The sequence below is a fragment of the Roseovarius bejariae genome (genome assembly GCF_009669325.1).
Lineage (GTDB): Bacteria > Pseudomonadota > Alphaproteobacteria > Rhodobacterales > Rhodobacteraceae > Roseovarius > Roseovarius bejariae.
On record NZ_SZWE01000001.1, the window covers coordinates 1,045,265 to 1,069,202 of the forward strand.

A 23,938-nucleotide genomic window follows, 5' to 3' on the forward strand; every position below is an offset into this window, starting at 1 on the left:
GAGAGCCCATGAAGACGAGAACCGTACTTCTTACAGTGTTCGGCGTGGTGACGGCGGGGATGCTGGGTATTGTCACCTTCCGGACCGACCCTGTGCCGGTGGACATCGCCACCGCCACGCGCGGGCCCATGCAGGTGACTGTCAATGTCGAGGGGGAAACCCGGATCGCCGAGGTTTACGACGTGGCCGCCCCGATCCGGGGCGTGGCGCGCCGCTCGCCTGTGCGGGTGGGCGATGGCGTTACGGCGGGCGAAACCGTTGTCGCGGTCATTGACCCGGCCGCTTCCGACCCGCTGGACCCACGCAGCCGGGTGCAGGCAGAGGCCGCCATACGCGAGGCCGAGGCGGGACTGCATATGGCGCAAAGCCGCCTGCGACAGACCGACGAGGAACTGGAACTGGCCCAAAGCGAATATCGCCGCGCCAAGGAACTGGTCGAGCGTGGCGTTGCCTCGATGACACGGCTGGAAAACGCCGAGCAGACGCTTGGCGTCCGGCAGGCCGCACAGGAGGCCGCCGCGTCGAACCTCGAGATGGCCCGGGGCGCGCTCGACCGTGCCCGCGCGGCCTTGATCGACCCCGGCGGCTATGCCGACGATACCGCGGATTGCTGTCAGGCGATCAAGGCACCGGTGGACGGCCGTGTGCTGAGCATCGCGGTGATCAGCGAACGCCCGGTGGCGGCGGGCACCCCCCTGTTGTCCATCGGGCAACCGGGGGACCTTGAAATCGTGGCCGATGTCCTGTCGACCGATGCGGTGCGCCTTGAGGTGGGCGACCCGGCCATCGTCGAACGATGGGGCGGCGCGGGGCAGCTTGCGGCGCGGGTTTCGGAAATCGAACCCTCGGCCTATACCAAGGTCTCGGCGCTTGGCATCGAGGAACAGCGCGTGGATGTGGTGTTCGACCTGATTTCACCCCTTGAAGAGCGGCCGTCGCTTGGGCACGGCTTTGCCGTCTACCTGCGCGTTGTCGAATGGGAGAGCGACGATGTCCTGCAAATCCCGCTAAGCGCCCTGTTCCGATACGGTCAGGCGTGGGCCGTGTTTGTTATGGAGGACGAAACAGCGCGCTTGCGCCCTGTCGAGATCGGCCACACGAACGACCGATCCGCCGTGATCGTGAACGGGCTTTCGGAGGCAGAACGGGTCTTGGTCCATCCCAATGAACGCATCGAGGACGGAACACCTATCGTTTTACGACTCACAGAGTGATGGCGTGGTGGAAAACACCGGTTATTGGTAAGGCTTTCCGATTAAAATGGTGCCCGGGGGCGGAATCGAACCACCGACACGAGGATTTTCAATCCACTGCTCTACCCCTGAGCTACCCGGGCACGGGGAACGCGGCTGCGTTCGGGTGGAGGCGTTCTAGGTCAGGTTGGGCGGGGTGTCCAGAGGGCTTTGTCACTTTTTTCAAGGCTCTGGCTTTTGTCGCAAGAAGCCCGCTTGCGCGCGCCATTGGGCAGGTATGTTGGGTTGGGCGGAACGCAGTTGCCTAATGCGGGATGACGGGGATTAGTGCGGTTTGGCGCGGGCCTTTTGGGCCTCGGCCTCTTCCCAGGCGCGTTCCATATCCTCGGGGTCACGCGACGGCATGGCGTAGTCCCCGCCCAGCCACTTGCCCAAGTCGATATCTGCGCAGCGTTTGGAGCAGAAGGGGCGCGCCTTGGGGTTGCTTGCCTTACCGCAGATCGGGCAGCTCATCACATCACCTCGGACAGCGCGACGCGGTCGCGTTTGCGTTGCAACTCATAATGGCCAAGGCCCGTCCAACCGACAAGCGTAGTCTCGACCGTGCAGGCCCGGAAGGCGGCGCGCAGGGTGGTCTCAAATTGGCGGCGGTCCTTCTTGGGCATCGGCGCGAGGTCGAGCACCACTTGCCCGCCAAGCCCGCGCAGGCGCAATTGGCGTGGCAGATCACGGGCGGCGGCCATGTTGGCCTTCATGCCCGCAGCAGGGGAGGTATCGTTGCCGGTGTTCACATCCACAGCCACCAGCGCGCGGGTGGGTTCGATAAACATCGAGGCCCCGCCGGACAGCGGCGCTTGGGCCTCTTGCAAAGTATCCAGCGCATCCAGAACACCATGATCGATAAATGAACCTTCGTTTGCGTCCACATCCGCCGGATCGGTCCATTCGCGCCAGGCCAGCGTATGCGGCCCGTCGCCTTCGGTAAGTTTTTCCGGCTCGGCCCCTTCGGCATCACCCAGAACCGCCGTGGCCAGATCGACCATGGCGTGAATGTCCTCGGCTATTTCATCGTCGTCGGCCTCAAGGCAAGAGGAGCGCAGGATCAGGCCCATCTCGACCCCGTCCATCTCGGCGTGGGCGATGGCGAGCAACTCGTCGCGGCGGTCGTCATCGCGGATCTGGCGCGAGATATTGAGGCCCGGGGCCTCGGGGGTGACGATGGCGTAGCGGCTTTTGAACAGGAGTTTCGTGGTGACCGGCAGGGCCTTGCCCGGTTCGGCGTGGCCGGTGACCTGTACCAGAAGCGGTTGTCCGGGGCTGAGGCCCTTGACCTGCCGCAGGAACACCGTGCCATCCGGGGTGCGCAGGAACATTCCCCCCTGCCCTTTCATCGGGCGGTCGGCGATGGCGCGGTAGATGGCGCCGGGGCGCGGGCCATCGGGATCGAGAAACAGGTCTTCGAGGCGGCCATCGACCATGAGGGCGGCGGCCTCGACCCCGCTCAGGTGGTCAAGGGCGATCAGGCGGCCTTTCATGGCGTCTCCTTAAACAATGGGTAGCCTGCGGCGCGCAGGAGATTGGCGGTTTCCGCGAGCGGCAGGCCGACGACAGCGGTAAAAGAGCCTTGAATCCACGGAATCAGGACACCGGCGGGGCCTTGGATGCCATAGCCCCCCGCCTTGCCCTGCCAATCGCCGGTGGCGAGGTAGGCGTTGAGGTCTTCATCCGAGAGCGACTTCATCTTGACGGTAGTGACGACGTCGCGTTGCCAGATTTGGTCGCCCCGACGGATGGCGACGGCGGTGATCACCTTGTGGCGGCGGCCCGACATGGCCAGCAGGAATTGCGCCGCTTCGCCGGCGTTTTCCGGTTTGCCCATGATGCGGCGGCCGAGCGCGACGGTGGTATCGGCGGACAGAATGATATCGTCCGGCCCGGCCTCGACGGCCAAAGCTTTTTGCCGCGCCATGCGGATGCAATAGGGGCGCGGCAGTTCGGATTTTTCCGGGGTTTCGTCTATGTCGGGCGGGCGGATGTCATCCGCCACCACCCCGATTTGCGCCAGCAAGTCCCGCCTGCGCGGGCTGCCAGATCCGAGGATCAGTGCCATTCAGGCCGGATCACTTATTTGAATCGGTAATTGATCCGACCCTTGGTCAGATCATAAGGCGTCATTTCGACTTGCACCTTGTCGCCTGCCAGAACACGGATGCGGTTCTTGCGCATCTTGCCTGCCGTGTGGGCGATGATCTCATGGCCGTTTTCAAGCTCGACCCGGAACGTCGCATTCGGCAGGAGTTCCTTCACGACACCGGGAAATTCGAGCGTATCTTCCTTGGCCATGGTCTCTCCTTCGTTGCACGATCCGCCTGATTTGCGGAACGCGCTTTAAATGGGCCTATTCGACGTGTTTTTCAAGGCCATAATCACCTTAGGCGGCGCTGTGTGACATCCGTAACGCGGGCGAGTTGCTCATCCCAATGGGTGGCGTTGAGGACATTGCCATCGGCGCGCACCTTGGCAATGGCCTGCAAATCCACCTCGGCGAAGGTCCACCCGGGGGTGTTGAGGGTGCCCTCGGCCAGCACCCCGGTGGGCGGAAAGCCCGCGTCGGGCGGGCCGAAGATGCCGCCCATGCCGGTGTTCAGATCGGCCACCTCGTTCCAGGTTGCATCGCCCACGGTCGACGCCATGACGGTGACGCATTGCGCCTCCAGCGCGCGGGCCATGGCCCCGATACGCACCCGCCAATAGCCTTCGAGCGCCTCGGTGCAGGAGGGCACCAGCAGAATGTCGGCCTCCTTCAGGGCGTGGGCCAGAAGGGGGAATTCGGCGTCATAGCAGATCAGGATGCCGATTTTGCCCAAGGCCGTGTCAAACAGCGTCAGCGGGCCACCCGCGACCGCTCCCATGGGCGCACGTTCCCAACGGGTCATGATTTGCTTGTCTTGCACCCCCATATCACCACCGGGCGCGAAAAGCCGCGCGCGGTTTACAGGGGCGGGGCCGATGGCCTCATCGTAAACCGGGGCGGAGGCGGCACAGATATGCACGCCGTATTTGGCGGCCAGATCGGCGTGCAGGGCATCCACTTGGGACATCTTGTCTGAAATGGCCCGCAGCGAGGCGGGCAGGTCGGCGGCCACCTCGGGGCCATCCAGCGTGGCCAGTTCCATCGCCCCGTATTCGGGGAAAAGCAACAGATCGGCCCCCTGCCCTGCGGCCTCGGAGACCCAAGCCTCAAGCTTTGTCGCATAGTCGGACCATGCGTTGAATTGATCCAGCGGGTAAGCGGCAGTAGCGATTTTCATGGCCAGCCTCAGAGGTTTCCGAAAACGTCATCAAGGATATGCTGCAGCCCTTTGGCGTCGTCTTGCGTAAACGCGTGTGGTTGATCGCTGTCGATATCCAGTACGGCGATCAGGTCATGCGCCCCGTCGTAAACCGGCAATACGATCTCGGAGCGGGTGGAACTGGAACAGGCGATATGACCCGGGAAAGCCTCGACATCCGCGACCAGTTGCACCGCCCCGGTGCGCGCCGCCGCGCCACAGACCCCGCGTGAAAACGGGATAACCAGGCAGCCATGGCCACCCTGATATGGCCCGATCTTGAGCATTTCGGGGCCGGTGACGCGATAGAAGCCTGTCCAGTCAAAGCGGTCATCGGCGTGATGCAATTCACAGGCCACGGTGGCCATGAGGGACACTGCATCTGTTTCGCCGTCCGTCAGGGCAGCGATGGTTTTGGATATCTCGGCGTAGTCGATGCGCATGGTGGGCGTCCGATCTCAGGTCTCCGGGCGTTTAAACACCATCACGAGCACCGTCACAATGGCGACCTGCCCCGACAACACCGCAGGCCAGATCAGCGGGAAGGCCGGATCGAGATACTTTTGCGGACCAAAGGATATGGCCGCCGCCAGCGCCGCGAAGGCCGCAATCAGGCGCCCCGCGCCGGTCGCCCCAAGCGTCATGGCAGCCAAGGCCGCGGCCAGCGCCATGCCAAGGAAGGGCGCGATGCCAAACAGGGGCGTGGCCTCGGGCGGGTGCGGCGGAACGCCTGCATATAGCGCGGTGAGCATGACAAGTTGCAAAACAACCAAGCCAAGCAAGGCGGCATTCATGGTGCGGGTATGGGAATCGATCGGCATATCTATGTCCTTTCATGACCGTATTAATCTGTACGCTTGATAATATCCGTAATAAAGTGTACGCTTTTCGTCAAGCCGCCGGGAGATCAGATGAAAGACGCCAAGAAATCCGCACGCATGGCCGAGATCCAAGAGGCCGCCTATGCCCTGCTGGCCGAGAAGGGCTTTGGCGGGACATCGATGCTGGCCGTTGCGAAGCGCGCCAAGGCCTCAAACGAGACGCTTTACAACTGGTATGGGGACAAGCTGGGCCTGTTTCGAGCCATGGTAGAGGCCAATGCCGCGCGCGTCCGCGAGACACTTGAGGCCGCGCTTGACCATGATGCCGACCCGGTGCAGACATTACAGGCCGTAGGGCCGCTGTTACTGACAATGCTGACCAGCGAGAAGGCGGTGGCCCTCAATCGCGCCGCGGCGGCGGATGCAAGCGGGACCCTTGGTACAGCCCTTGCGCAGGCCGGGCGGCAAGCCGTGGCACCTTTGATCGCCGATGTGATGGAACGGGCCAAGGCGGCCGGGCAATTGCGGTTTGAGGACCCGGCCGAGGCTGTCGATCTGTACCTTGGCCTGCTGATCGGTGATCTCCAATTGCGCCGGGTGACAGGACAGATACCGGCCCCGGGGCACGCCGCGATCAACGCGCGCTCAGGGCGTGCATTTGACGCCCTGACGCGGCTTTTGGGGGATCGGCGTTAGACCCGTTCTATCGCAATCGCCGTGCCTTCACCGCCGCCGATACAGATCGCCGCAACCCCACGCTTGAGCCCGCGCTTTTCCAAGGCATTGAGAAGCGTCACCATGATGCGCGCCCCGCTGGCCCCGATGGGATGGCCCAGTGCGCAGGCCCCGCCATTGACGTTCACTTTATCACGCGACAGGCCCATTTCGTGCATGAAGGCCATGGGAACCACGGCGAAGGCCTCGTTCACCTCCCACAGGTCCACGTCATCCTTGGACCAGCCCAGTCTTTGCAAAAGTTTCTGCGCCGCGGGCACCGGGGCCGTTGTGAACCAGCCCGGCGCTTGCGCGTGGCTGGCGTGGCCCATGATGCGGGCGCGGATATTGAGGCCCTTGGCCTCGGCCGCCTCGCGCGAGGCCAGAACAAGGGCCGCCGCGCCATCGCTGATCGACGAGGAATTGGCGGGTGTCACCGTGCCATCCTTGCGGAAGGCGGGTTTGAGTTGCGGGATCTTGTCGGGGCGCGCCTTGGCGGGTTGTTCATCCTCGGAAATCGTCACCTCACCCTTGCGGGTTTGCAGGGTGACCGGGGCGATTTCACCGTCAAAGGCGCCAGATTTATGTGCTGCGAGCGCCCCTTCGAGGGAGCCGATGGCATAGGCATCCTGTGCCTCACGGGTGAATTGGAAGGTCTCGGCGCAGTCCTCGGCGAAGGTGCCCATCAGGCGGCCCTTGTCATAGGCATCTTCCAGCCCGTCAAGGAACATATGGTCGATCACTTGCGCATGCCCAAGGCGGGCGCCGCCGCGCATCTTGGGCAAGAGGTAGGGCGCGCAAGACATGGACTCCATGCCGCCTGAAATCATGGTGTCTGTATGGCCCAGGGCGATCTGGTCGAAACCGATCATCGCCGCCTTCATGCCCGAGCCGCACATCTTGTTGAGGGTGGTGGCGGGCACCTCTTCGCCTAGGCCACCGGCAAAGCCAGCCTGACGCGCGGGCGCCTGGCCCTGCCCTGCCGGCAAGACACAGCCCATCAGAACCTCATCTACGGTCTCGGAACGGGCATCGGCAAGGGCCGCGCGAATCGCCGCCCCGCCCAAGACCGGGGCCTCGACCCCGTCGAAATCCCCTTGGAATCCGCCCATGGGCGTGCGGGCGGCGCCCGCGATGACAACCTCTTTCATCGCCTAATCCTCCTCTTTCGTGCCCATGAATACCGAATAGTAAGGAATGGGGTCTAGCCTTGGCCGTATTACTACCTATGGCCTGGAGGCATCATGGACCTGCACAGCACGAAAACCAACGATACGCTTATCATCACCGTCAATGAGGCGCGCATCGACGCCAGCGCCGCGATCCGCTTCAAGGACAGCATGCGCGCCCTGACCGACGCCGGGCCACCGCATGCGGTTCTGGACCTGTCGAAAGTGTCATTCGTCGACTCCAGCGGCCTTGGGGCGATTGTCGCCTCCAAGAAACAGCTGCGCCCGGGGCAGCGGCTTGATCTCGCAGGATTGACCCCCGATGTCGCCAAGGTGTTTCGTCTCACACGGATGGACACGGTTTTCGTCATACACGACAGCCCCGACTCGGTATCGGGACGCGCCGTCGGATAAGGACCACGAAGGTGTGTCACGACAGGCCTGACCCACAGGCAGGGCAGCCCATGTCCTTTCGCTTTTCTCTGACCGCACGCGCGACGGAATGTGGCGTGCGCACCCTTCTGTCTGATTGCCGTGCGCGGCTTGAGGCGGGAGGCATACCACGTCGATGTCTGGGCATGGTGGAACTGGTTTTGGCCGAGGCGTTGAACAATGTCGTCGAGCATGCCTATGCCGAAATTGCCACCGGCCCGGTGAGTATTGAAGCGACAGTCGCGCATGGGCAGGTTTTGGCCCATATTCGCGACAATGGGGCCCCCTTTCCCGGTTTGGAGCCTCCACCCGGGCGCTTACCTACCAGTGACGGTGAAATCGACAATTTACCGGAAGGGGGATTCGGGTGGTTCCTGATCCGGGACCTCTGCGAGACCGTGGAATACCGCCGGGAAGGCGGGGGAAACCGCCTGACACTCGGTATGCGGCTTGAGAAACACAATACATAAGCGAATCGCGGGCCAGAAACCGTATTATGGTCACAATCTGTTCGCAGCAGCGCCAAATTAGAAGCTCATACCATTGAGTGTAGCTGCAAATGGCTTCCCTCGGCGCCGCGCTTTCAACAGCCCCCACCCAGTGCGTGGCGTCGAGGTTTCTTCTTCCCAAACAATTGGCATTCCGGGAAAGCCCCCCTATGGTCAGCGCGCTGACACATGAGGAGGCATCATGCGCGATTTTCAACTGCCCGGCCGCTCGGCCTGTTTCGCCACAAACGGAGTATGCGCCACATCGCACCCCCTGGCCGCCAAGACGGCCATCGACATCCTGCAACGGGGTGGCAATGCCATGGATGCAGCTATTGCCGGGGCTGTTCTGCTGGGGATATGCGAACCGCAAATGACTGGCATCGGCGGCGATTGCTTTGTGTTGATGTCAGAACCGGGAAGCCATGAAATCAAGGCCCTGAATGGCTCGGGCCGGGCCCCTGCCGCGGCCAAGGCCGCCGATCTGCGCGCCAAGGGCCATGAGGCCGTGCCACTCAACGGTCCCGAGGCGGTTACCATTCCCGGCGCCATTGATGCCTTTTGCCGTTTGAGCGAGGACCACGGAAAACTTGGTCTCGATGCCCTGCTGGCACCGTCGATCCACTATGCCGAAGACGGTATCCCGGTCGCCCCGCGTGTGGCGTTCGACTGGCCCGTGGCCGGGAAAGCCCTTCAGGGTCATGGGGTTACGCATTATTCCAAGGCCGGACAGCCCTATACCACTGGCGAGATTTTCCGCGCCCCGGGACAGGCCGAGGTGCTGCGCCGGATCGCCAAGGATGGGCGCGATGCCTTTTACAGCGGCGAAGTGGCCGAAGATATGCTGGCCACGCTGAACGCTATGGGCGGCGTGCATACAGCCGAGGATTTCGCGGCAACGGCGTGCAACTACACTACGCCCGTACGCGGCAGTTACGGTGGCGTCGACTTGGTCGAGCATCCGCCCAACGGACAGGGCGCGACCGCCATCCTGATGCTTAACATACTGAGCCACTTCGATATTTCGAGGATGGACCCGCTTGGTGCACAGCGTGCCCACATCGAGGCAGAGGCCGCGAAACTGGCCTATGACGCACGCAACCGGATCATTGCCGACGCCGATCACACCGCGCGGCTGGAGCATATGCTCTCGCCCGAGACGGCGGCGAAACTGGCCGCCTTGATCGATCCGCAAAACGCGATGCCCGACGCAGCGCCGCTGACCGAAGCGGTGCACCGGGACACGATCTATATCACGGTGGTGGATCGCGACCGCATGGCGGTATCGCTGATTTACTCAATTTTTCATGGGTTTGGCTCGGGGATCGCCTCGGAGAAATTCGGTATCCTGATGCAGAACCGCGGCGCGGGCTTTAGCCTCACGCCCGGCCACCCGAACGAGATGGCAGGCGGTAAGCGGCCCATGCATACGATCATTCCCGGGATGCTGGCCGATGACAGCGGCGTCATCATGCCATTCGGCGTGATGGGTGGCGCCTATCAACCCAATGGACACGCAAGATTTGTCAGCAATCTCAGGGACTTCGGGATGGATGCGCAGGCCGCCATCGACGCGCCGCGCGCCTTCTCGGACAAGGGTGAGATGAAGGTCGAGCGCGGCTATGCCGACAGTGTCCGGCAGGAACTGGCGGATATGGGCCACAAGGTCACGACCCCGCATGAGGCCATCGGCGGGGCGCAGGCGATCCTGATCCGGCCCGATGGGGTGCTGGAAGGGGCGAGTGACCCGCGCAAGGATGGCTGCGCGCTGGGGTATTGAGCGAATCGGGGCTAAGCCCTTGAGTTAACGCGAAAACCCCCTCTCGGCATCGCGTCGGTATGACGTCGGTATCGCGTCGGTATTTTTTACCGACGCCCGGCGGGTGAACAGGCCGCGCGGTGAGAAACGTACGAAACGTACGTGAGTTTCGTACGTTTCGCGACACCCGGATCTGACCCTTACGAGCATCTTCGCGACAACCGGATGTGATGCGCACAACGTTGACGGCGAAATCTTGAAAAGATTTCGGTCCGATTTCTTTTCAAGAAATCGGTTGGCGGTGCGCATGAATGTTCACGGACCCTAGTTCAGCTGGAAATGCAGCGGGTAGGCGCCGTCCTGGAACGGGCCGAAGAGATCGGGGATATCGGGGTGGTCCACCGGCTCACCGGAATAATCGGCCACGAGGTTCTGTTCCGAGACATAGGCCACGTAGTAGCTTTGGTCATTTTCGGCCAGAAGGTGGTAAAATGGCTGTTCGCGCGACGGGCGGCTATCCTCGGGAATGGAGTGATACCATTCCTCGGTATTGGAAAATTCGGGGTCCACGTCAAAGACAACGCCCCGGAAGGGGTGCTTCTTGTGGCGCACCACTTGACCCAGATGATATTTCGCTCGTGTCTTCAGCATCATATTGCAGCCCCTATCCCCGCATCTTAATGGTTTCAAGGCCGGTTTGTCTAATACCGGAGGCAATTTTGATGGGAAACAGTCTGTGAACCTTGCTTTGACAGTGCTTGAAATCGTGGCGCCGGTCTTCATGCTGGCCGCCATCGGATTTACCTGGGTAAAGCTGGGGTTCGACTATAGCGTCGAGTTCGTCACGCGCATGGCGATGACCCTGTCGGTGCCCTGCCTGATCTTTGTCTCGCTCATGCAGACCGAGATCGACCCGGCGGCCCTGACCACGCTGTCACTGGCCGCGATCGTGGCCTATGGCGCGCTGACCGTCGCGATGCAGGTACTGGTGCGGGCGGGCGGTTTGGAGCAGCGGACCTATTCTGCGCCGATGATCTTTGGCAACACGGGCAACCTTGGCCTACCCCTTGCGCTGTTCGCCTTCGGCGAGACCGGCCTTGGCTATGCGGTGGTGGTCTTTGCCATCATGGCGATCTGGTCGTTCACCTATGGTATCTGGCTGGTGTCGGGGGGCGGCTCGATCGTCAAGGTGGTGAAGGAACCCTTGGTGGCGGCGACGGTCCTTGGCGGGGTGTTCCTGTGGCAGGGATGGGAAACGCCCGCTTTCCTGACCAATGCGCTTGATCTGGTGGGGCAGATGGCGATCCCCTTGATGCTGATCACGCTGGGGGTGGCGGTGGCGCGGCTGACGCCGGGGCGGGTGAAACTGGCCACGGTTTTGTCGGCTCTCAAGGTGGTGCTGTGCGCCGCGATCGGCTGGACCGTGGGGATGTGGTTCGGGCTGGATGACACGGCACTTGCGGTTCTGGTTTTGCAGGTCTCGACGCCGGTGGCCGTGACCTCGTACCTGTTGTCCGAAAAATACGGTGCCGATGCGCAGGCGGTGGCCGGTCTGGTCGTGGTATCGACCCTGATGGCGGTGGTCGCCCTGCCCGTTCTGCTGGCAATTCTTCTCTGAGCGGCGCCCGGATATCATTTCATGATTTGAACCTGCGCCGCTTTGCGGTAGAATACCTGAAAAATAAAAGCGAGAGGCAGTATGAGCAGAACTCTTCGCGCCATGATGATTGTTTTGCTGGTGGCATCCTGCGGGGGTGGGCGCAATAGCGGCCCGGCACCCGGAAACTTGGATGATGCCTGTGCGATCGTCTCAGAGCGCCCGCAGTACCTTCGTGCTTTCCGCGCGGCCGAACGCCGATGGGGCGTGCCGGTGCATGTGCAGATGGCGACCATTCACCAGGAATCCAAGTTCGATGGCAACGCCCGAACGCCCTATCGCTGGACCTTGGGCGTGATCCCGATGGGGCGGCAAAGTTCGGCCTATGGGTATAGTCAGGCGCTGGATGGCACCTGGGACGAGTACAGGCAGGAAAACCGCCGCTTCACCGCACGGCGCAACGATATTCATGACGCCGCCGATTTCATGGGCTGGTACATGGCCAAGTCGAACGAGAGCCTTGGTATTTCCATGGCCGACGCGCGCAACCAGTACCTAGCCTATCACGAGGGGCGCACCGGGTTTTCCCGCGGAAGCTATAACGGCAAACCGTGGCTGTTGCGCGTCTCGGCCAAGGTCGAAGAGCGCGCCCGCATGTACGAGGCGCAGTTGCGCAGTTGCGGCCGACGGCGCGGATTGTTTTGATGTGACTGAAAACCCCGGCGATGTCACCGGGGTTTTTGGTTAATGCAAGGGGATCAGTCGCCTTGTCGGCCCACCGGCCCCTTGCCCGGGATTTCGAACTGTCTGTTGGCAAGGCGCACGCCGGTTTCAAGGTCACCCAGAACCACGGTGGTTCGGCTTCCGGCATTGTCGTTGATCACCCATTGACGCAATTCGACCGGATTGGCGGTGAAGACCAGTTCGATATTGCCGTATTCGGGGTGCTCGGGGTCTTGCGCGCGAATGGTCGTGGTTTTGCCATCGCTGGCGTGGCCGGTGACCATGCGTTCGCGGGTCAGGTCGACGTTGCTGGCCAGAATGATCTTGAGCGGCGTACGGTGCAGCGGATAAGCCTCGGGGCCGGTGTTCGACTTGGGGTCGACGATGCCCACGGTATCTCCATCGGCCACGACAAGCGTCCGTTCGGGCGGGGCGTATTCGAACCGCACGCGGCCCGGGCGCTTGATGAATATCTGCCCGGTGTTGATCGTGCCGTCATCGTTGATCTGCGTGAACTCCCCCTTCGCGGTGGAAAAGGAGTTCAGATAAGCAGAAATCTGTTTCAGCGAGAGCTGTTGGGCCTGTGCGGGCAAGGCGAGGCTTGCGGCCAGAGCCACGGGAAGCGCCGCACGGCGAAGGAGATGGGTGATCGTGTTCATGAAGCCTACCTAGTGTGTCGCGGGGCGTATTGCACCCGTCAGATAGGGGGAAAATGGCACGATTGCACGCTGTTAGGCGATATCGTGCCGCCTGATATGGGATAACAGGCGGGGCGGCGGCCCGGTTGTCAGGCCGCCGCGCCTGTCTTTATTGCTCGGGCACGAGGATTTCGCGTTTGCCGACGTGGTTGGCGGCACTGACGACGCCCTCTTCTTCCATCTGCTCCACGAGGCGGGCGGCCTTGTTATAGCCGATGGCCAGTTTCCTCTGGATATAGGAGGTGGAGCATTTGCGATCCTTGATGGCGATGGCGACGGCCTGATCATACAGCGCGTCTTCGCCGTCGGTGTTGCCGCCGGTGGACAGGCCCAGAACCTGATCGATGCTGTCGGCCTTCTCGTCCTCGGGGCCGTCCTGCACGCCGCTGACATAGGCGGGCGGGCCATAGGCCTTGAGGTGGGTGACGACCTCTTCGACCTCTTCGTCGGAGACAAAGGGGCCGTGGCAGCGGGTGATCTTGCCACCGCCCGCCATGTAGAGCATGTCGCCCATGCCAAGCAGTTGCTCGGCGCCCATTTCGCCAAGGATGGTGCGGCTGTCCACCTTGGAGGTCACCTGGAAGGAGATCCGGGTGGGGAAGTTGGCCTTGATCGTGCCGGTGATCACGTCCACCGAGGGGCGCTGCGTGGCCATGATGAGGTGGATACCCGAGGCACGGGCCATTTGCGCAAGGCGTTGGATGCAGGCCTCGATTTCCTTGCCGGCGACCATCATCAGGTCGGCCATCTCATCCACGATGACCACGATATAGGGCATTTTCTCGGGCGCGAATTCTTCGGTTTCGAACACGGGTTCGCCGGTGTCGTCGTCAAAGCCGGTTTGCACGGTGCGCGAGAACATCTCGCCCTTGGAAAGCGCCTCCTGAACGCGACCGTTGTAGCCGTCGATGTTGCGCACGCCCATCTTGGACATCTTGCGGTAACGGTCTTCCATTTCCGCCACGACCCACTTGAGGGCCACGACCGCCTTTTTCGGGTCGGTCACCACGGGCGACAGAAGGTGCGGGATGCCGTCATAGACCGAAAGTTCCAGCATCTTGGGGTCGATCATCACAAGGCGCAGGTCTTCGGGCGTCAGCTTGTAGAGCAGCGACAGGATCATGGTGTTGATCGCCACGGATTTACCCGAGCCGGTGGTCCCGGCAATCAACAAGTGAGGCATCTTGGCGAGGTTGGAGACCATCGGATCGCCGCCGATGTCCTTGCCAAGCGCCAGCGGCAGTTTCTGGTTGCCGTCGCCGTAGTCTCGGCTGGAGAGGATTTCGCGGAAGCTGACCATTTCGCGGTTGTCGTTGGGCAGTTCGATCCCGATGACGCTACGGCCCGGCACGGTGCTGACCCGCGCGGAGAGGGCCGACATGGAGCGCGCGATGTCATCGGCAAGTCCGATGACGCGGCTGGCCTTGAGGCCGGGGGCCGGTTCCAGTTCGTACATGGTGACGACGGGGCCGGGGCGGACCGAAACGATCTCACCTTTCACGCCGTAATCATCCAGCACGTTTTCCAGCATGCGCGCGTTTTCCTCCAATGCCTCGTCGCTGAGGTGGTGGCGCGTGATGCTTTCGGGGTTGGTCAGCAGGTTGAGCGGCGGCAGTTCGTATTCCGGCTGCGGCGCTTCCTCGAATTGCAGGGTCGGCTGGGCCTCGGCCATGGCACGGGTCGAGGGCTGTGGCGCCTTGCGGGGGCTGTGTTGCACGACTTTCTTGGGCTCGGCCACGGGAATGCGCGGCTGTGCCGTCTGCGCGGGCTGCACCTCGGGCGCGGGCTCGGCCATCATCGGTTGCGTTTCGGGCTGCTGCGGCTGCGGCGCGGTGAGCGGCGGCTCGGCGGGCATCATCGGCTGTGGCGTGGCCGTCAGGGGCGGCTCGGGCGGAAGGCCCTGCCCTGCCCCGGTGTTCAGGATCAAGGGATCGGGACCACGGCCCCGCCCCTTGGTCAACGGCGCCACGCTTTCGGCCTGCACGGCGGGATTCTGGCGCACGCGAGCCTTGATGACATCCGCGATACGGGCGCGCACGCGGTCTTCGCCGGGGGCGTCGACATCGACGGTCGCCACCGGGTTTTCGATCAGTTCGGGCTCCGGGTCCGGCTCGGGGCGGCGGATCAGGGAGGGCATCCGCGACAGGAAACCGCCGGATTGCTCCTCTTCGGTCACCTCGGGCGCGGGCGCTTCGGGCGCTACGGGAATGGGCGCGCGGCGCACGGTGGGTTGCTGTGGCACGGCAGCCTCGGCGCGGGCGTATTCCTCGGCCTCGGCACGCTCGGCGGCGCGGCGGGCGCGGGCGTCTGCGGCCTTGGATTGTACACCCTGCGCAGCTTGAACGGCCCCATTGGCCCCACGGCCCAGAAGGGTCAAGGTCCAAGCATAGGTCATGATGGTGCCGACCATCAGGAATCTGGTGATCTGCGACAGCTCCAAACGGCTGAACCCGAGGATGAACGCACCCAGCGACACCATCCCCACCGCCAGCAGCAGCGACAACAGCTTCAGCCCGAAGGTCGCACTGATCGGCAGAATGCCCAATACCGTGCCCAGCGCCATTTCCCCGAACAACCCGCCATAATCAAAACTGTGCGAGGCCGACCAGTCCGCGCTTGGCTCCAGTGACGAGGCATACATCGCCAAAAGCGCGATCCAGATCGGTGCATAAATCAGCCGGCCAACGGCACGCTCTTCACCGCGATGCAGGGCGAAACGCACACCCCACACCCCAAGGACAATGGCGAGGCCCCACGCGCCCCACCCAACGATCATGAAGAGGGGCGCAGCGATGGAGGCCCCGAACCGGCCCATCCAGTTTTGTACCGGCGCATCGGTGGCCGACATCCAGCTGGGATCGTCGGGGTGGTAGGAGGCGATCATCGCGGCGGCCACGGCCCCAAGCACGATAAGTGCGATGCCCATCAACTCCTTGCCGCGCTTTTCGATCGCCTCGGTCATGGTGCTGTCAAGCAGCGGGTCACGTCCGCGTGTCTGATATGCCATTTTGTCCCTCGTCCTCAATTTATCTGTAGAGACAGTCGCGAAGGCGGGTGAGCCCCTGCGCCATCTCGTCTTTTGGGGCCACCATGGCGACCCGGATGTATCCTTGGCCGGGGTTTGTGCCCTCGACCTCGCGGCTCAGGTAGGCGCCGGGCAGCACCCGGACGCCTGTTTCCTGCCAGAGTTTCAGCGCGGCGGCCTCGCCATCCTTGACGGGCAGCCACAGGAAGAACCCCGCTTCGGGGCTTTCATAGCCGGGCACGTGGCCGAGGATGTCGTCGGCCAGTGCGTATTTCTCGGCGTAAAGTGCGCGGTTCTCGATCACATGCGCCTCGTCGGCCCAGACCTTTTCGGCCACCCGTTGCAGGGGCATGGGCAGGGGCGCACCGGCGTAGTTGCGAAGCTGTTTGAGGCGGGTGATGGTTTCCGGCCCGCCGGCCACGAAACCGCTGCGCAGCCCCGGCAGGTTGGAGCGTTTCGACAAGCTGTGAAAGATCACGACGCGTTCGGGGCTTGCGCCCATGTCACGGGCAACTTGCAGGGCACCTGCGGGGGCCTCGCCGCGGTAAATCTCGGAATAGCATTCATCGGCGAAAATCTGGAAATCGTGTTTTTCGCCCAATGCGATCAGGTCACGCCAGTAATCATGGCTGGCCACCGCCCCTTGCGGGTTGGAGGGGGAGCAGAGGTAGACAACGGCGGTGCGGTCGAGCGTTTCAGGCGAGACCGCAGAGAAATCGGGGAGGTGCCCGGTTTCGGCTGTGGCAGGCAGCAGCACGGGCTTTGCCCCCACGCTGAGCGCGGCGACCATGTAGACCTGATAGAAGGGGTTGGGCAGAAGCACGATGGGTTGGCCGCCCTTGGCCTCGGGGCAAAGCGCCATCATGGCATTATAAAGCCCCTCGCGCGTGCCATTGAGGGCCATCACGTGGTGCTCGGCCTCAAGCGGCACACCATAGCGGCGCTGCACCCAATCGCAAATCGCCTGTCTGAGTTCGGGTGAGCCTTCGTTGGTGGGGTAGCGGCCAAATCCGGCAATGTTTTCGGCAAGGATTCCCTCCACCCACGCCGGAAAGGCGTGTTTGGGCTCTCCAATGGTCATATGCATCACCTCGCCGCCGGGCGCGTGGGCGTCCAACAGGCTCCGCAGGCGCGGAAACGCATAGGCCGGTAGGTTCGAAAACCGCTCGGGAAACATCAATACTGCCTCAAAGTTCGGGATCGTTATTGCCCCGTTTGCAGATAAATCTACCCAAGGCCCCGGCATAGGTCCAGCAAAACCAATGCCTTGACAGGCAGATTGTGGCATTTTCGCAGTCGGTGTTGCGCCGCAGTCAGGCGAGCACGCTTTCGGCGGCCTTGGCGAGGCGCAGCAGGCGTTCTTCGCCATATGGTGCGCCACAAAAGAGGATGCCGCAACTGGGCGTGCCGGTGGGCAGGGTCACACCGCAACCGCCCATGAGGTTTCCAACGCGGGTGTTGCGCAGGGTCAGCAGGTTTTCGGTGACGTAATAGTCGTCATCCGACATGAGCTTTTCGGCATCGGGTGGCATGTTGGGGGCCGTGGGCATCAGCACCGCGTCGAAGCCCGCGGTGCGGGCATCATAGGCGGCGCGCAGGTGGTCGAGTTTCTGCCATGCGGCGATGTAATCGGCGGCGGTGAATTCCTTGCCGCCGCGGAAGCGATCAAGGATCGGCGGGAACATCTTGTCTGGGGCGGCTTCGATGGTGTCGGCCCAGAGGCCATACGCCTCGGATGTATAGAGGATACCAGAGAGCGGCATGGCCTCGGAGACCTCGGGGGAGGTGATGTGCTCGATCACGGCGCCTGCGTCTCTCAGGCGGTCAATGGCGTCATTGAAGGCCTTGCGCGGGGTGTCGCGAATATCGTCGAAAACCACGGTATCCAGAACGGCAAGGCGCTTGCCCTTGAGGGTCGTGCCGCGCAGGTCGGCGGGTTTGGTGCCTTCGAGGGCCGCGAGCATCAGGGCGGCGTCCTCGACGGTGCGGGCCAGCGGGCCAACGGTGTCGAATTTCGCGGCCAGCGGCACGACGCCTTCGAGGGAAACACGGCCCGAGGTGGTTTTCAGCCCCACCAGATCGTTCCACGCAGACGGAATGCGGACAGAGCCGCCCGTATCGCTGCCGATACCGCAGGCGGCAAGCCCGAAGGCGACCGAGGCCGCGGCGCCCGAGCTGGACCCACCGGGGACGGCCCGTGGGTCGTTCACGTTGGGGGGTGTGGCAGTGATCGGGTTGAGGCCAAGGCCGGAGAATGCCAGTTCGCTCATGTGGGTCTTGCCAAGGCAGACAAGCCCCGCCTGGGAGGCATTGCGCAGCACGCGGGCGTCGGTGTCGGGCGTACGCCCCTTGAGAAGGGCGCTACCTGCTTCGGTGGCGCAACCCGCTGTATCGAAAAGATCTTTCCAACTGATCGGCACACCATCGAGGGGGCCGAGGCGGAGCTTGGCCTTGGCGCGCTCGGAGGCGGCTTGGGCCTCGGCGCGGGCGCGGTCCTTGGTGATGGCGGCATAGATGCGGTCGCGCTCCTTGAAGGTGTCGATCGCTTCAAGATAGGTCTCGGTCAGGGCGACCGGGTCAATTTCGCCCTGCTCAATACCCCTACCCAGATTCGCCGCTGTCATGCTCAGCCAGTCGCGCATGTCCTGCCCCTTTCATCGCCAGTTTCGAAAGCTACGGTAGCGGCACTGCGGCGCATGGACAATCCCGCCAAAGCCGCCATAGTGCGCGGCATGGAACATGATACCGATATCGCCATTGTCGGCGGTGGCCTGAACGGCCCTGCCCTTGCCATCGCCCTTGCAAAACAAGGGTTTAGCGTGACCGTGATCGACAGCCTGTCGGAAACGGTGCGCAAGAACGCCGCGTTTGATGGGCGGGCCTATGCGCTTGCCATGGCCTCGGTTCGGTTGCTGCGGGCCATCGGGGTCTGGCAACGGGTTGAGAACCACAGCCAGCCGATGCTGGAAATCAAGGTGAGCGATGGGCGCGCGGGCGAAGGGCCGTCGCCGTTTTTCATGCATTTCGATCATGCCGAGATCGAAGAGGGGCCGATGGGTCATATGCTGGAGGATCGCTACCTGCGGCGGGCCTTCCTTGAGGCGATGAAGGAAGAGCCGAATATCACCCAGTTGCGCGATACCGTGGTCGCGCAGGAGGTGGAAACTGGCGGTATGCGCGTGACGCTGGCCTCGGGAAAAACCCTGTCGTGTCAATTACTTGTGGGGTCAGACGGGCGTGCATCCGGCACCGCGCAGCGGGCCGGGATCAAGCGCACGGGATGGGGATACGGGCAGACGGCCTTGGTCGCCGCGATTGAACATGAATTGCCGCACAACGGCGTGGCACATCAGTTTTTCATGCCGCCGGGGCCTTTGGCGATCCTGCCCTTGCCGGGAAACGTGAGTTCGATTGTCTGGAGCGAAACCGATGAGACAGCAGCGCGGTTCGCGGCGCTTTCGGATGCCGAATTCATGGAAGTCTTACGCCCCCGTTTCGGGGATTTTCTGGGCAATATCAAGCTGTTAGGAAAGCGGTTCAGCTATCCGCTGAACCTGACCATCGCCAATCATTTCGTAGCCCCTCGCGTGGCGCTGATCGGCGATGCGGCGCATGGGATGCACCCGATTGCCGGGCAAGGCCTTAACGCCGGGTTAAGGGATGTGGCCGCCTTGGCGCAGGTTTTGGATGAGGCGCACAAGCGTGGTGAGGATATTGCCGCCCCTGACGTTTTGGCACGGTATCAGCAGTGGCGGCGGTTCGACACCGCAACGCTGGCGCTGGTGACGGATGCCACCAACAAGCTGTTTTCAAACGACAATCCGATCCTGCGCTTTGGCCGTGACCTTGGCATGGGGGCGCTGAATGCCGTGCCGAAACTGCGCCGGGCCTTTATCCGCGAGGCAGCGGGCCTGACCGGGGATTTGCCGGATTTGATGAAGGGGTAACGGGCGTACAAGTTATACAGACCGTACGTGAGTTTTGTACGCAACGCCCTACCCGCGCTCCAACACCCTTATCATCGTGTCGCCGTAGCGGCGTTCGTCGAGAAGGGTCAGGCCCTCGGGCGGGGTGATCGCGGCGCTTTCCTCCCAGACGATCAGGGCCTCATCGGCGATCCAGCCGCCCGCGAGGGCAGCGGCAAGCGCCGCCTCGCCCATCTGCTTGCCATAGGGCGGGTCGAGGAAGACGAGCGTGGCAGGCGCGCCGGGGCAATCGCCCAGTTTGCGGGCGTCGCGTTGGATCAGTTGGGTTTTGCCCTCGGCCCGACAGATGCCGATGTTTTGCCGCAGGAGTTTGAGGGAGGTGCGGCCATTTTCGACGAAGGTGACGTGTTCGGCCCCGCGCGAAAGCGCCTCAAGCCCCAAGGCCCCGGTGCCTGCGAAAAGGTCAAGCACGATGGCCCCGTCGCAAGGGTCGCCAAAGCCGCCCGCCAGCATGTTGAACAGGCTTTCGCGCACCCGGTCGGCGGTGGGGCGCAGATGCGCGCCCGCATCCCCCTTGCCCACCGAGGCCAGACGGCGCCCGCCGAAGTCTCCGCCGATGATCCTCATGCCCGCAGGAGGGTTTTGAGATCGGTCTCGGGGTTGGCGATTGCCGAAGGGTCGGCAGTTTTGCCCGCGTCGATCAGGCGTTTGCCGACCATGTAGGCGCGCGCGTCGTTCATGGCGTCCACGGCCAGCAGTTGATCGCCCTTGAAGTACCAGAAGGACACATGCCCTTCGGCGTCACCGGGGCGGGTGACGATATGGTCATAGCCGGTGTTGAGGCCCGCGATTTGCAGTTTCACATCGTATTGGTCTGACCAGAACCACGGTTGCGGCACATAGGTTTTGCCCGCGCCCATGATGTTTTCGGCCACGCATTCGGCCATGTCGATGGCATTGGGGACCGATTCAAGGCGGATGCGGGTATCGCCCAGCGGGAAGGAGGCGCAATCGCCCGCAGCCCAGATCGACGGGTCGCTGGTGCGGCCCTGGTCATCGCATTTGATGCCGTTGTCGATGAGCACGCCCGAGAGTTCGGCCAAGGAGGTGGCGGGGGTGATGCCGACGCCGACGATCACGAAATCGACGCTGAGTTCACTGCCATCACTGAGGCGGGCGCCGGTGACGCGGGTGTCGCCCAGCAGGGTTTCAAGGCCGATGCCTTCGCGGATGTCGACACCGTGGGATTGGTGCAGCTCGCGGAAATAGTCGGAGGTTTCCTTTGCCGCCACCCGTTGCAGGATACGGTCGGACATTTCCACCAGCGTGACCTTGAGCCCCTTGGAGGCGGCCACCGCAGCGGCCTCAAGCCCGATATAGCCGCCGCCGACGATCAGAACGTGGCGACCTTGGGTGAATTCGGGCGCCATGGTGTCGGCATCTTTCAGGTCGCGGACGGTATAGACGCCGGTCAGTTCGCCGCCGATGCTGCCGGGAAGGCGGCGCGGGACCGAGCCGGTGGTCAGCACCAGATGATCGTAGGGGATGGTCTGCCCCCCCGCGACGACGCATTTATCGGCGCGGTCAATGGCGGTGACTGTTTCGCTCAGGTGCAGGTCGATGCCGTTTTCGCCGTAGTAGCTTTCGGGGCGCAGGAAGAGGCGTTCAAGCTCCATTTCGCCCAACAGGTATTTCTTGGAAAGCGGCGGGCGCTGGTAGGGCGGCACGGGTTCTTCGCCGATCAAAGTGATCTTGCCTTCAAACCCGAGGCTGCGCAGTTTGGCAACGCAGGACGCGCCCGCCTGCCCTGCTCCGATCACGACGATGCCGGTCATCCTTTTCCCTTTCCTTTTTCATGGTCACACCCTTGGGCCATGCCTATATCTACCCATACTGGAAACGCAATTGATAGACAGGGAACGACAATGACACTTTCAAAAGGCGACAAACTTCCCGAGGCGACATTGGTTCAAATGGGTGCCGAGGGGCCGGAGCAGGTGGCACTGGCCGATAAGACCAAGGGCCGCAAGGTGGTGATCTTCGCCGTACCGGGGGCCTATACGCCAACCTGTCATTCGGCGCATGTGCCAAGCTTTATCCGCACCAAGGATCAGTTCGATGCCAAGGGCGTGGACGAGATCATCTGTGTCTCGGTCAACGACCCGTTCGTCATGGGCGCCTGGGGTGAGGCCACGGGGGCCACAAAGGCCGGGATCACCATGCTGGGCGACCCCGAGTCGGGTTTCACCAAGGCGATTGGCATGGATTTCACCGCCCCGCCCGCCGGGTTGATTGCCCGGTCGAAACGCTATGCGATGGTGGTCGAGGATGGCGTGGTGACCGCGCTGCACGAGGAAGAAAACCCCGGGGCCTGCGAAGTGTCCGCGGGTGAGGCGCTACTGGAGGCCGTGTAAGGCAGCGTGAGACAAGAAAGCCCCGGTCGTATGGCGCGACCGGGGCTTTTTTATTGTCTGAAGGCGCGGTTCAGCCCGCCTTGCGCAGGTCTTGGATCATCGCGTCGATGTTGCCCTGGCGCCGGTCGAGCATCGCGCCGATCTCGGTGCGTTCGGTCAGGCGCAGGCTGACGCCTTCGATCACCATGTCGAAGAACAGGTCCTTGCCCGAGCGGTCGGACACCAGAAACAGCACCTCGAAGGGCGACTCGCCGCGAAGGTAGACGGTGGAGCGTACCTCGTGCCAGGATTTCACGCGGCGTACGCCGTTCACCTCGATCTTGCCGCCGACGAATTCGTTGAAGCGCTTGCCGTACTTGCGGGCGATATAGCCACGGAAGGCATCGGTGAAGGCGCGCAATTGCGACGAGGAGGCACGGCGCGAATCCGCGCCCAGCGTGGAACGGGCGATGATGTTCACATCGGCATAGCGAGTGAAGATGCGTTCGAAATCGCGGATCATCGAGGACAGGGACCGGCCCGAGGCGATCACCTTGTTGATCTCGCTGACCACGCGGTCGACCAATTGCTTGGCCGCGGAATCAGTCAGCGCGAGCGACGGGGCGGGCATGGCCCCCATTGCGACCGCGGCCGCGCCTGCGGCGATCAGGTGACGGCGTGAAACATCATTCATCATAGGGGTCCTCATACGGGTCACTATAGGGGTCGTCATAAGGGTCGGCGTAACTGCCACCTTCGGTTCCGCCCAGTTCGAATCGGCGGTTCTGAAGATAAAGTGAACGGGCCTGTGCGTAACTGTCAGCACTTTCGTAGAGAATCGAGTCGATCGTATCGGAATACCGGCCTCGGTCACTCAGACGTGAAGACACCGATGCGGCTGTGCCATAATAGTTTTCCGGCTCGTCTATGGCGTAGGTGAGCGGGTTGGTGAACACATCCACCACCTTGCCCCATGTATCGCGCTCGGTCGACGGGCCGAGAAGGGGCAATTCCACATAGGCGCCTTCGCGCGCCCCCCAGACATGCAGGGTTTGGCCGAAATCGGCATCGGTCGCCTGGGGCATGCCCATTTCGCTGGCCGGGTCGAAGAAGCCACCCAGCCCGACGGTGGTATTGATCGCGAACCTGTAGAGGTCTTCGCTGGCGCCTTTCCCGTTGCCTTGCAGGATGTTGTTCACAATGGCCCCGGGGATCGACAGGTTGAAGGCGAAACGCCCGATCAGCGTTTCGATGTCGTCCGGCAAGAAATTGCTGTAGCCGCGCCCGGCGGGGCGGAGGATCGCGCGGTCGAGGCTTCGGTTGAACTCATGCACCTTGCGATTCTGCGACTCGTAGGGGTCGAAGGGTTCATCCACAGGATGCGAGGGCCCGGGGTTGGCACAGGCCGCGAGGAAAGAGCCCATGGCCAATATGGCAAGGGTCCGGAGGCCGGTTGCAAGGGAATTTGGCAGCATAACAGACAAGAGATTACCAAGATTATTTGAATACAGGTGCTTTACATAAACTATCACAGACCTTTGCCCAGAAGCAGGCCCTAGACAACCGTCATTCTGTGGCAGATCGGTGACAGGCCGCAGGTCCGCCCCCGGCGTTTCGCGATTAGCCGCAAAAGCGCCGGGCTTGGCCGCGTTTCGGGTTTCGTTTCCC

At 62.7% G+C, this 23,938-nt stretch carries 26 protein-coding genes and 1 tRNA gene; 9 read left to right on the top strand and 18 right to left on the bottom strand.

What is annotated here, in order from left to right; translation table 11 throughout:
• Positions 1-8 precede the first annotated feature (8 nt).
• The gene (locus FDP25_RS04935; RefSeq protein WP_154149501.1) at positions 9-1,214 is read left to right on the top strand and encodes an efflux RND transporter periplasmic adaptor subunit; all 1,206 of its coding nucleotides are present in this window, start codon (positions 9-11) and stop codon (positions 1,212-1,214) included.
• Positions 1,215-1,261: 47 nt separating this feature from the next.
• Here the strand turns inward: FDP25_RS04935 and FDP25_RS04940 are convergent.
• From FDP25_RS04940 to FDP25_RS04975, 8 genes are all read right to left on the bottom strand, one after another.
• Positions 1,262-1,336, bottom strand: a tRNA-Phe gene (locus FDP25_RS04940).
• A 181-nt stretch (positions 1,337-1,517) separates the two neighbouring features.
• Positions 1,518-1,706, bottom strand: coding sequence for a DNA gyrase inhibitor YacG (locus tag FDP25_RS04945; RefSeq protein ID WP_154149503.1), 189 nt, complete (start codon positions 1,704-1,706; stop codon positions 1,518-1,520).
• Positions 1,706-2,728 carry a ribonuclease E/G gene (locus FDP25_RS04950; protein WP_154149505.1) on the bottom strand — a complete coding sequence of 341 codons (1,023 nt, stop codon included), beginning with the start codon at positions 2,726-2,728 and terminating at the stop codon, positions 1,706-1,708. The genes FDP25_RS04945 and FDP25_RS04950 overlap by 1 nt, the downstream gene beginning before the upstream one ends.
• Positions 2,725-3,303 carry a Maf family protein gene (locus FDP25_RS04955; protein ID WP_154149507.1) on the bottom strand — a complete coding sequence of 193 codons (579 nt, stop codon included), beginning with the start codon at positions 3,301-3,303 and terminating at the stop codon, positions 2,725-2,727. The genes FDP25_RS04950 and FDP25_RS04955 overlap by 4 nt, the downstream gene beginning before the upstream one ends.
• A 14-nt stretch (positions 3,304-3,317) precedes the next feature.
• Positions 3,318-3,536: a translation initiation factor IF-1 gene (gene infA, locus FDP25_RS04960; RefSeq protein ID WP_005978431.1), complete on the bottom strand. Its 219-nt coding sequence runs from the start codon at positions 3,534-3,536 to the stop codon at positions 3,318-3,320.
• An 83-nt stretch (positions 3,537-3,619) separates the two neighbouring features.
• Positions 3,620-4,504: a carbon-nitrogen hydrolase family protein gene (locus FDP25_RS04965; protein WP_154149509.1), complete on the bottom strand. Its 885-nt coding sequence runs from the start codon at positions 4,502-4,504 to the stop codon at positions 3,620-3,622.
• A gap of 8 nt (positions 4,505-4,512) precedes the next feature.
• A complete protein-coding gene (locus FDP25_RS04970) occupies positions 4,513-4,968 on the bottom strand; it encodes a GAF domain-containing protein (protein ID WP_154149511.1) in 456 nt (151 codons plus the stop codon).
• A 15-nt stretch (positions 4,969-4,983) separates the two neighbouring features.
• Positions 4,984-5,346: a hypothetical protein gene (locus FDP25_RS04975; protein ID WP_246175763.1), complete on the bottom strand. Its 363-nt coding sequence runs from the start codon at positions 5,344-5,346 to the stop codon at positions 4,984-4,986.
• 90 nt (positions 5,347-5,436) lie between these two features.
• On the opposite strand from FDP25_RS04975, the gene FDP25_RS04980 reads away from it, so the two are divergent.
• Complete coding sequence (locus FDP25_RS04980) at positions 5,437-6,042, top strand: TetR/AcrR family transcriptional regulator (RefSeq protein WP_154149513.1); 606 nt, start codon at positions 5,437-5,439, stop codon at positions 6,040-6,042.
• Here FDP25_RS04980 and FDP25_RS04985 read toward each other — a convergent pair.
• Positions 6,039-7,211 carry an acetyl-CoA C-acyltransferase gene (locus tag FDP25_RS04985; RefSeq protein ID WP_154149515.1) on the bottom strand — a complete coding sequence of 391 codons (1,173 nt, stop codon included), beginning with the start codon at positions 7,209-7,211 and terminating at the stop codon, positions 6,039-6,041. The two genes, FDP25_RS04980 and FDP25_RS04985, sit on opposite strands and share 4 nt — an antisense overlap.
• Positions 7,212-7,304: 93 nt before the next feature.
• Between FDP25_RS04985 and FDP25_RS04990 the strand changes: the two genes are divergently transcribed.
• The 3 genes from FDP25_RS04990 (at position 7,305) to FDP25_RS05000 (ending at position 9,929) form a co-directional block, all read left to right on the top strand.
• A complete protein-coding gene (locus tag FDP25_RS04990; RefSeq protein WP_154149517.1) occupies positions 7,305-7,643 on the top strand; it encodes an STAS domain-containing protein in 339 nt (112 codons plus the stop codon).
• A 50-nt stretch (positions 7,644-7,693) separates the two neighbouring features.
• Positions 7,694-8,131, top strand: coding sequence for an ATP-binding protein (locus FDP25_RS04995; RefSeq protein WP_154149519.1), 438 nt, complete (start codon positions 7,694-7,696; stop codon positions 8,129-8,131).
• Between the two features lie 220 nt (positions 8,132-8,351).
• Entirely contained in the window at positions 8,352-9,929 is a 1,578-nt protein-coding gene (locus FDP25_RS05000) for a gamma-glutamyltransferase family protein (protein ID WP_154149521.1), read from the top strand.
• A 303-nt stretch (positions 9,930-10,232) separates the two neighbouring features.
• Here FDP25_RS05000 and hspQ read toward each other — a convergent pair whose 3' ends face one another.
• Positions 10,233-10,559: a heat shock protein HspQ gene (hspQ, locus tag FDP25_RS05005; RefSeq protein WP_154153125.1), complete on the bottom strand. Its 327-nt coding sequence runs from the start codon at positions 10,557-10,559 to the stop codon at positions 10,233-10,235.
• 85 nt (positions 10,560-10,644) lie between these two features.
• Here hspQ and FDP25_RS05010 point away from each other — a divergent pair, with 85 nt between their 5' ends.
• Positions 10,645-11,526, top strand: coding sequence for an AEC family transporter (locus FDP25_RS05010; RefSeq protein ID WP_343031961.1), 882 nt, complete (start codon positions 10,645-10,647; stop codon positions 11,524-11,526).
• Positions 11,527-11,607: 81 nt separating this feature from the next.
• Positions 11,608-12,210, top strand: a complete 603-nt coding sequence (locus FDP25_RS05015) for a transglycosylase SLT domain-containing protein (RefSeq protein WP_154149523.1) — start codon at positions 11,608-11,610, stop codon at positions 12,208-12,210.
• Positions 12,211-12,263: 53 nt separating this feature from the next.
• Here FDP25_RS05015 and FDP25_RS05020 read toward each other — a convergent pair whose 3' ends face one another.
• From FDP25_RS05020 to FDP25_RS05035, 4 genes are all read right to left on the bottom strand, one after another.
• Positions 12,264-12,887 carry a LolA family protein gene (locus FDP25_RS05020; protein ID WP_154149525.1) on the bottom strand — a complete coding sequence of 208 codons (624 nt, stop codon included), beginning with the start codon at positions 12,885-12,887 and terminating at the stop codon, positions 12,264-12,266.
• A gap of 148 nt (positions 12,888-13,035) precedes the next feature.
• A complete protein-coding gene (locus FDP25_RS05025; protein ID WP_154149527.1) occupies positions 13,036-15,933 on the bottom strand; it encodes a DNA translocase FtsK in 2,898 nt (965 codons plus the stop codon).
• Positions 15,934-15,952: 19 nt separating this feature from the next.
• On the bottom strand, positions 15,953-17,128 hold the full coding sequence (locus tag FDP25_RS05030) for an aminotransferase class I/II-fold pyridoxal phosphate-dependent enzyme (protein ID WP_154149529.1): 1,176 nt from the start codon (positions 17,126-17,128) through the stop codon (positions 15,953-15,955).
• 136 nt (positions 17,129-17,264) lie between these two features.
• Complete coding sequence (locus FDP25_RS05035; RefSeq protein ID WP_154149531.1) at positions 17,265-18,593, bottom strand: amidase; 1,329 nt, start codon at positions 18,591-18,593, stop codon at positions 17,265-17,267.
• Positions 18,594-18,647: 54 nt separating this feature from the next.
• On the opposite strand from FDP25_RS05035, the gene FDP25_RS05040 reads away from it, so the two are divergent.
• Positions 18,648-19,898, top strand: coding sequence for a UbiH/UbiF/VisC/COQ6 family ubiquinone biosynthesis hydroxylase (locus FDP25_RS05040; RefSeq protein ID WP_154149533.1), 1,251 nt, complete (start codon positions 18,648-18,650; stop codon positions 19,896-19,898).
• Positions 19,899-19,946: 48 nt separating this feature from the next.
• On the opposite strand, the gene rsmD is transcribed toward FDP25_RS05040, so the two are convergent.
• Entirely contained in the window at positions 19,947-20,504 is a 558-nt protein-coding gene (gene rsmD / locus FDP25_RS05045) for a 16S rRNA (guanine(966)-N(2))-methyltransferase RsmD (protein WP_154149535.1), read from the bottom strand.
• Positions 20,501-21,712 carry an NAD(P)/FAD-dependent oxidoreductase gene (locus FDP25_RS05050; protein ID WP_154149537.1) on the bottom strand — a complete coding sequence of 404 codons (1,212 nt, stop codon included), beginning with the start codon at positions 21,710-21,712 and terminating at the stop codon, positions 20,501-20,503. Before FDP25_RS05050 ends, rsmD begins: the two co-directional genes overlap by 4 nt.
• Before the next feature lie 90 nt (positions 21,713-21,802).
• Between FDP25_RS05050 and FDP25_RS05055 the strand changes: the two genes are divergently transcribed.
• Entirely contained in the window at positions 21,803-22,291 is a 489-nt protein-coding gene (locus FDP25_RS05055) for a peroxiredoxin (protein WP_154149539.1), read from the top strand.
• A gap of 70 nt (positions 22,292-22,361) precedes the next feature.
• Here FDP25_RS05055 and FDP25_RS05060 read toward each other — a convergent pair whose 3' ends face one another.
• Complete coding sequence (locus FDP25_RS05060; protein ID WP_154149541.1) at positions 22,362-22,967, bottom strand: MlaC/ttg2D family ABC transporter substrate-binding protein; 606 nt, start codon at positions 22,965-22,967, stop codon at positions 22,362-22,364.
• Positions 22,957-23,694 carry an MlaA family lipoprotein gene (locus tag FDP25_RS05065; protein WP_246175765.1) on the bottom strand — a complete coding sequence of 246 codons (738 nt, stop codon included), beginning with the start codon at positions 23,692-23,694 and terminating at the stop codon, positions 22,957-22,959. Before FDP25_RS05065 ends, FDP25_RS05060 begins: the two co-directional genes overlap by 11 nt.
• Between the last annotated feature and the right edge of the window lie 244 nt (positions 23,695-23,938).

Bases quoted from the DNA above. Each gene is read 5' to 3' on its own strand.
- FDP25_RS05015 (WP_154149523.1), top strand. From the start codon at position 11,608: ATGAGCAGAACTCTTCGCGCCATGATGATTGTTTTGCTGGTGGCATCC.
- FDP25_RS04980 (WP_154149513.1), top strand. From the start codon at position 5,437: ATGAAAGACGCCAAGAAATCCGCACGCATGGCCGAGATCCAAGAGGCC.
- FDP25_RS04945 (WP_154149503.1), bottom strand. From the start codon at position 1,706: ATGAGCTGCCCGATCTGCGGTAAGGCAAGCAACCCCAAGGCGCGCCCC.
- FDP25_RS04935 (WP_154149501.1), top strand. From the start codon at position 9: ATGAAGACGAGAACCGTACTTCTTACAGTGTTCGGCGTGGTGACGGCG.
- FDP25_RS04950 (WP_154149505.1), bottom strand. From the start codon at position 2,728: ATGAAAGGCCGCCTGATCGCCCTTGACCACCTGAGCGGGGTCGAGGCC.
- FDP25_RS04970 (WP_154149511.1), bottom strand. From the start codon at position 4,968: ATGCGCATCGACTACGCCGAGATATCCAAAACCATCGCTGCCCTGACG.
- FDP25_RS05055 (WP_154149539.1), top strand. From the start codon at position 21,803: ATGACACTTTCAAAAGGCGACAAACTTCCCGAGGCGACATTGGTTCAA.
- FDP25_RS05040 (WP_154149533.1), top strand. From the start codon at position 18,648: ATGGACAATCCCGCCAAAGCCGCCATAGTGCGCGGCATGGAACATGAT.
- FDP25_RS05065 (WP_246175765.1), bottom strand. From the start codon at position 23,694: ATGGGCTCTTTCCTCGCGGCCTGTGCCAACCCCGGGCCCTCGCATCCT.
- FDP25_RS05030 (WP_154149529.1), bottom strand. From the start codon at position 17,128: ATGTTTCCCGAGCGGTTTTCGAACCTACCGGCCTATGCGTTTCCGCGC.
- FDP25_RS05060 (WP_154149541.1), bottom strand. From the start codon at position 22,967: ATGATGAATGATGTTTCACGCCGTCACCTGATCGCCGCAGGCGCGGCC.
- FDP25_RS04995 (WP_154149519.1), top strand. From the start codon at position 7,694: ATGTCCTTTCGCTTTTCTCTGACCGCACGCGCGACGGAATGTGGCGTG.
- rsmD (WP_154149535.1), bottom strand. From the start codon at position 20,504: ATGAGGATCATCGGCGGAGACTTCGGCGGGCGCCGTCTGGCCTCGGTG.
- FDP25_RS05000 (WP_154149521.1), top strand. From the start codon at position 8,352: ATGCGCGATTTTCAACTGCCCGGCCGCTCGGCCTGTTTCGCCACAAAC.
- FDP25_RS04990 (WP_154149517.1), top strand. From the start codon at position 7,305: ATGGACCTGCACAGCACGAAAACCAACGATACGCTTATCATCACCGTC.
- FDP25_RS05050 (WP_154149537.1), bottom strand. From the start codon at position 21,712: ATGACCGGCATCGTCGTGATCGGAGCAGGGCAGGCGGGCGCGTCCTGC.
- infA (WP_005978431.1), bottom strand. From the start codon at position 3,536: ATGGCCAAGGAAGATACGCTCGAATTTCCCGGTGTCGTGAAGGAACTC.
- FDP25_RS05020 (WP_154149525.1), bottom strand. From the start codon at position 12,887: ATGAACACGATCACCCATCTCCTTCGCCGTGCGGCGCTTCCCGTGGCT.
- FDP25_RS04955 (WP_154149507.1), bottom strand. From the start codon at position 3,303: ATGGCACTGATCCTCGGATCTGGCAGCCCGCGCAGGCGGGACTTGCTG.
- FDP25_RS04965 (WP_154149509.1), bottom strand. From the start codon at position 4,504: ATGAAAATCGCTACTGCCGCTTACCCGCTGGATCAATTCAACGCATGG.
- hspQ (WP_154153125.1), bottom strand. From the start codon at position 10,559: ATGCTGAAGACACGAGCGAAATATCATCTGGGTCAAGTGGTGCGCCAC.
- FDP25_RS05035 (WP_154149531.1), bottom strand. From the start codon at position 18,593: ATGCGCGACTGGCTGAGCATGACAGCGGCGAATCTGGGTAGGGGTATT.
- FDP25_RS05025 (WP_154149527.1), bottom strand. From the start codon at position 15,933: ATGGCATATCAGACACGCGGACGTGACCCGCTGCTTGACAGCACCATG.
- FDP25_RS04975 (WP_246175763.1), bottom strand. From the start codon at position 5,346: ATGCCGATCGATTCCCATACCCGCACCATGAATGCCGCCTTGCTTGGC.
- FDP25_RS04985 (WP_154149515.1), bottom strand. From the start codon at position 7,211: ATGAAAGAGGTTGTCATCGCGGGCGCCGCCCGCACGCCCATGGGCGGA.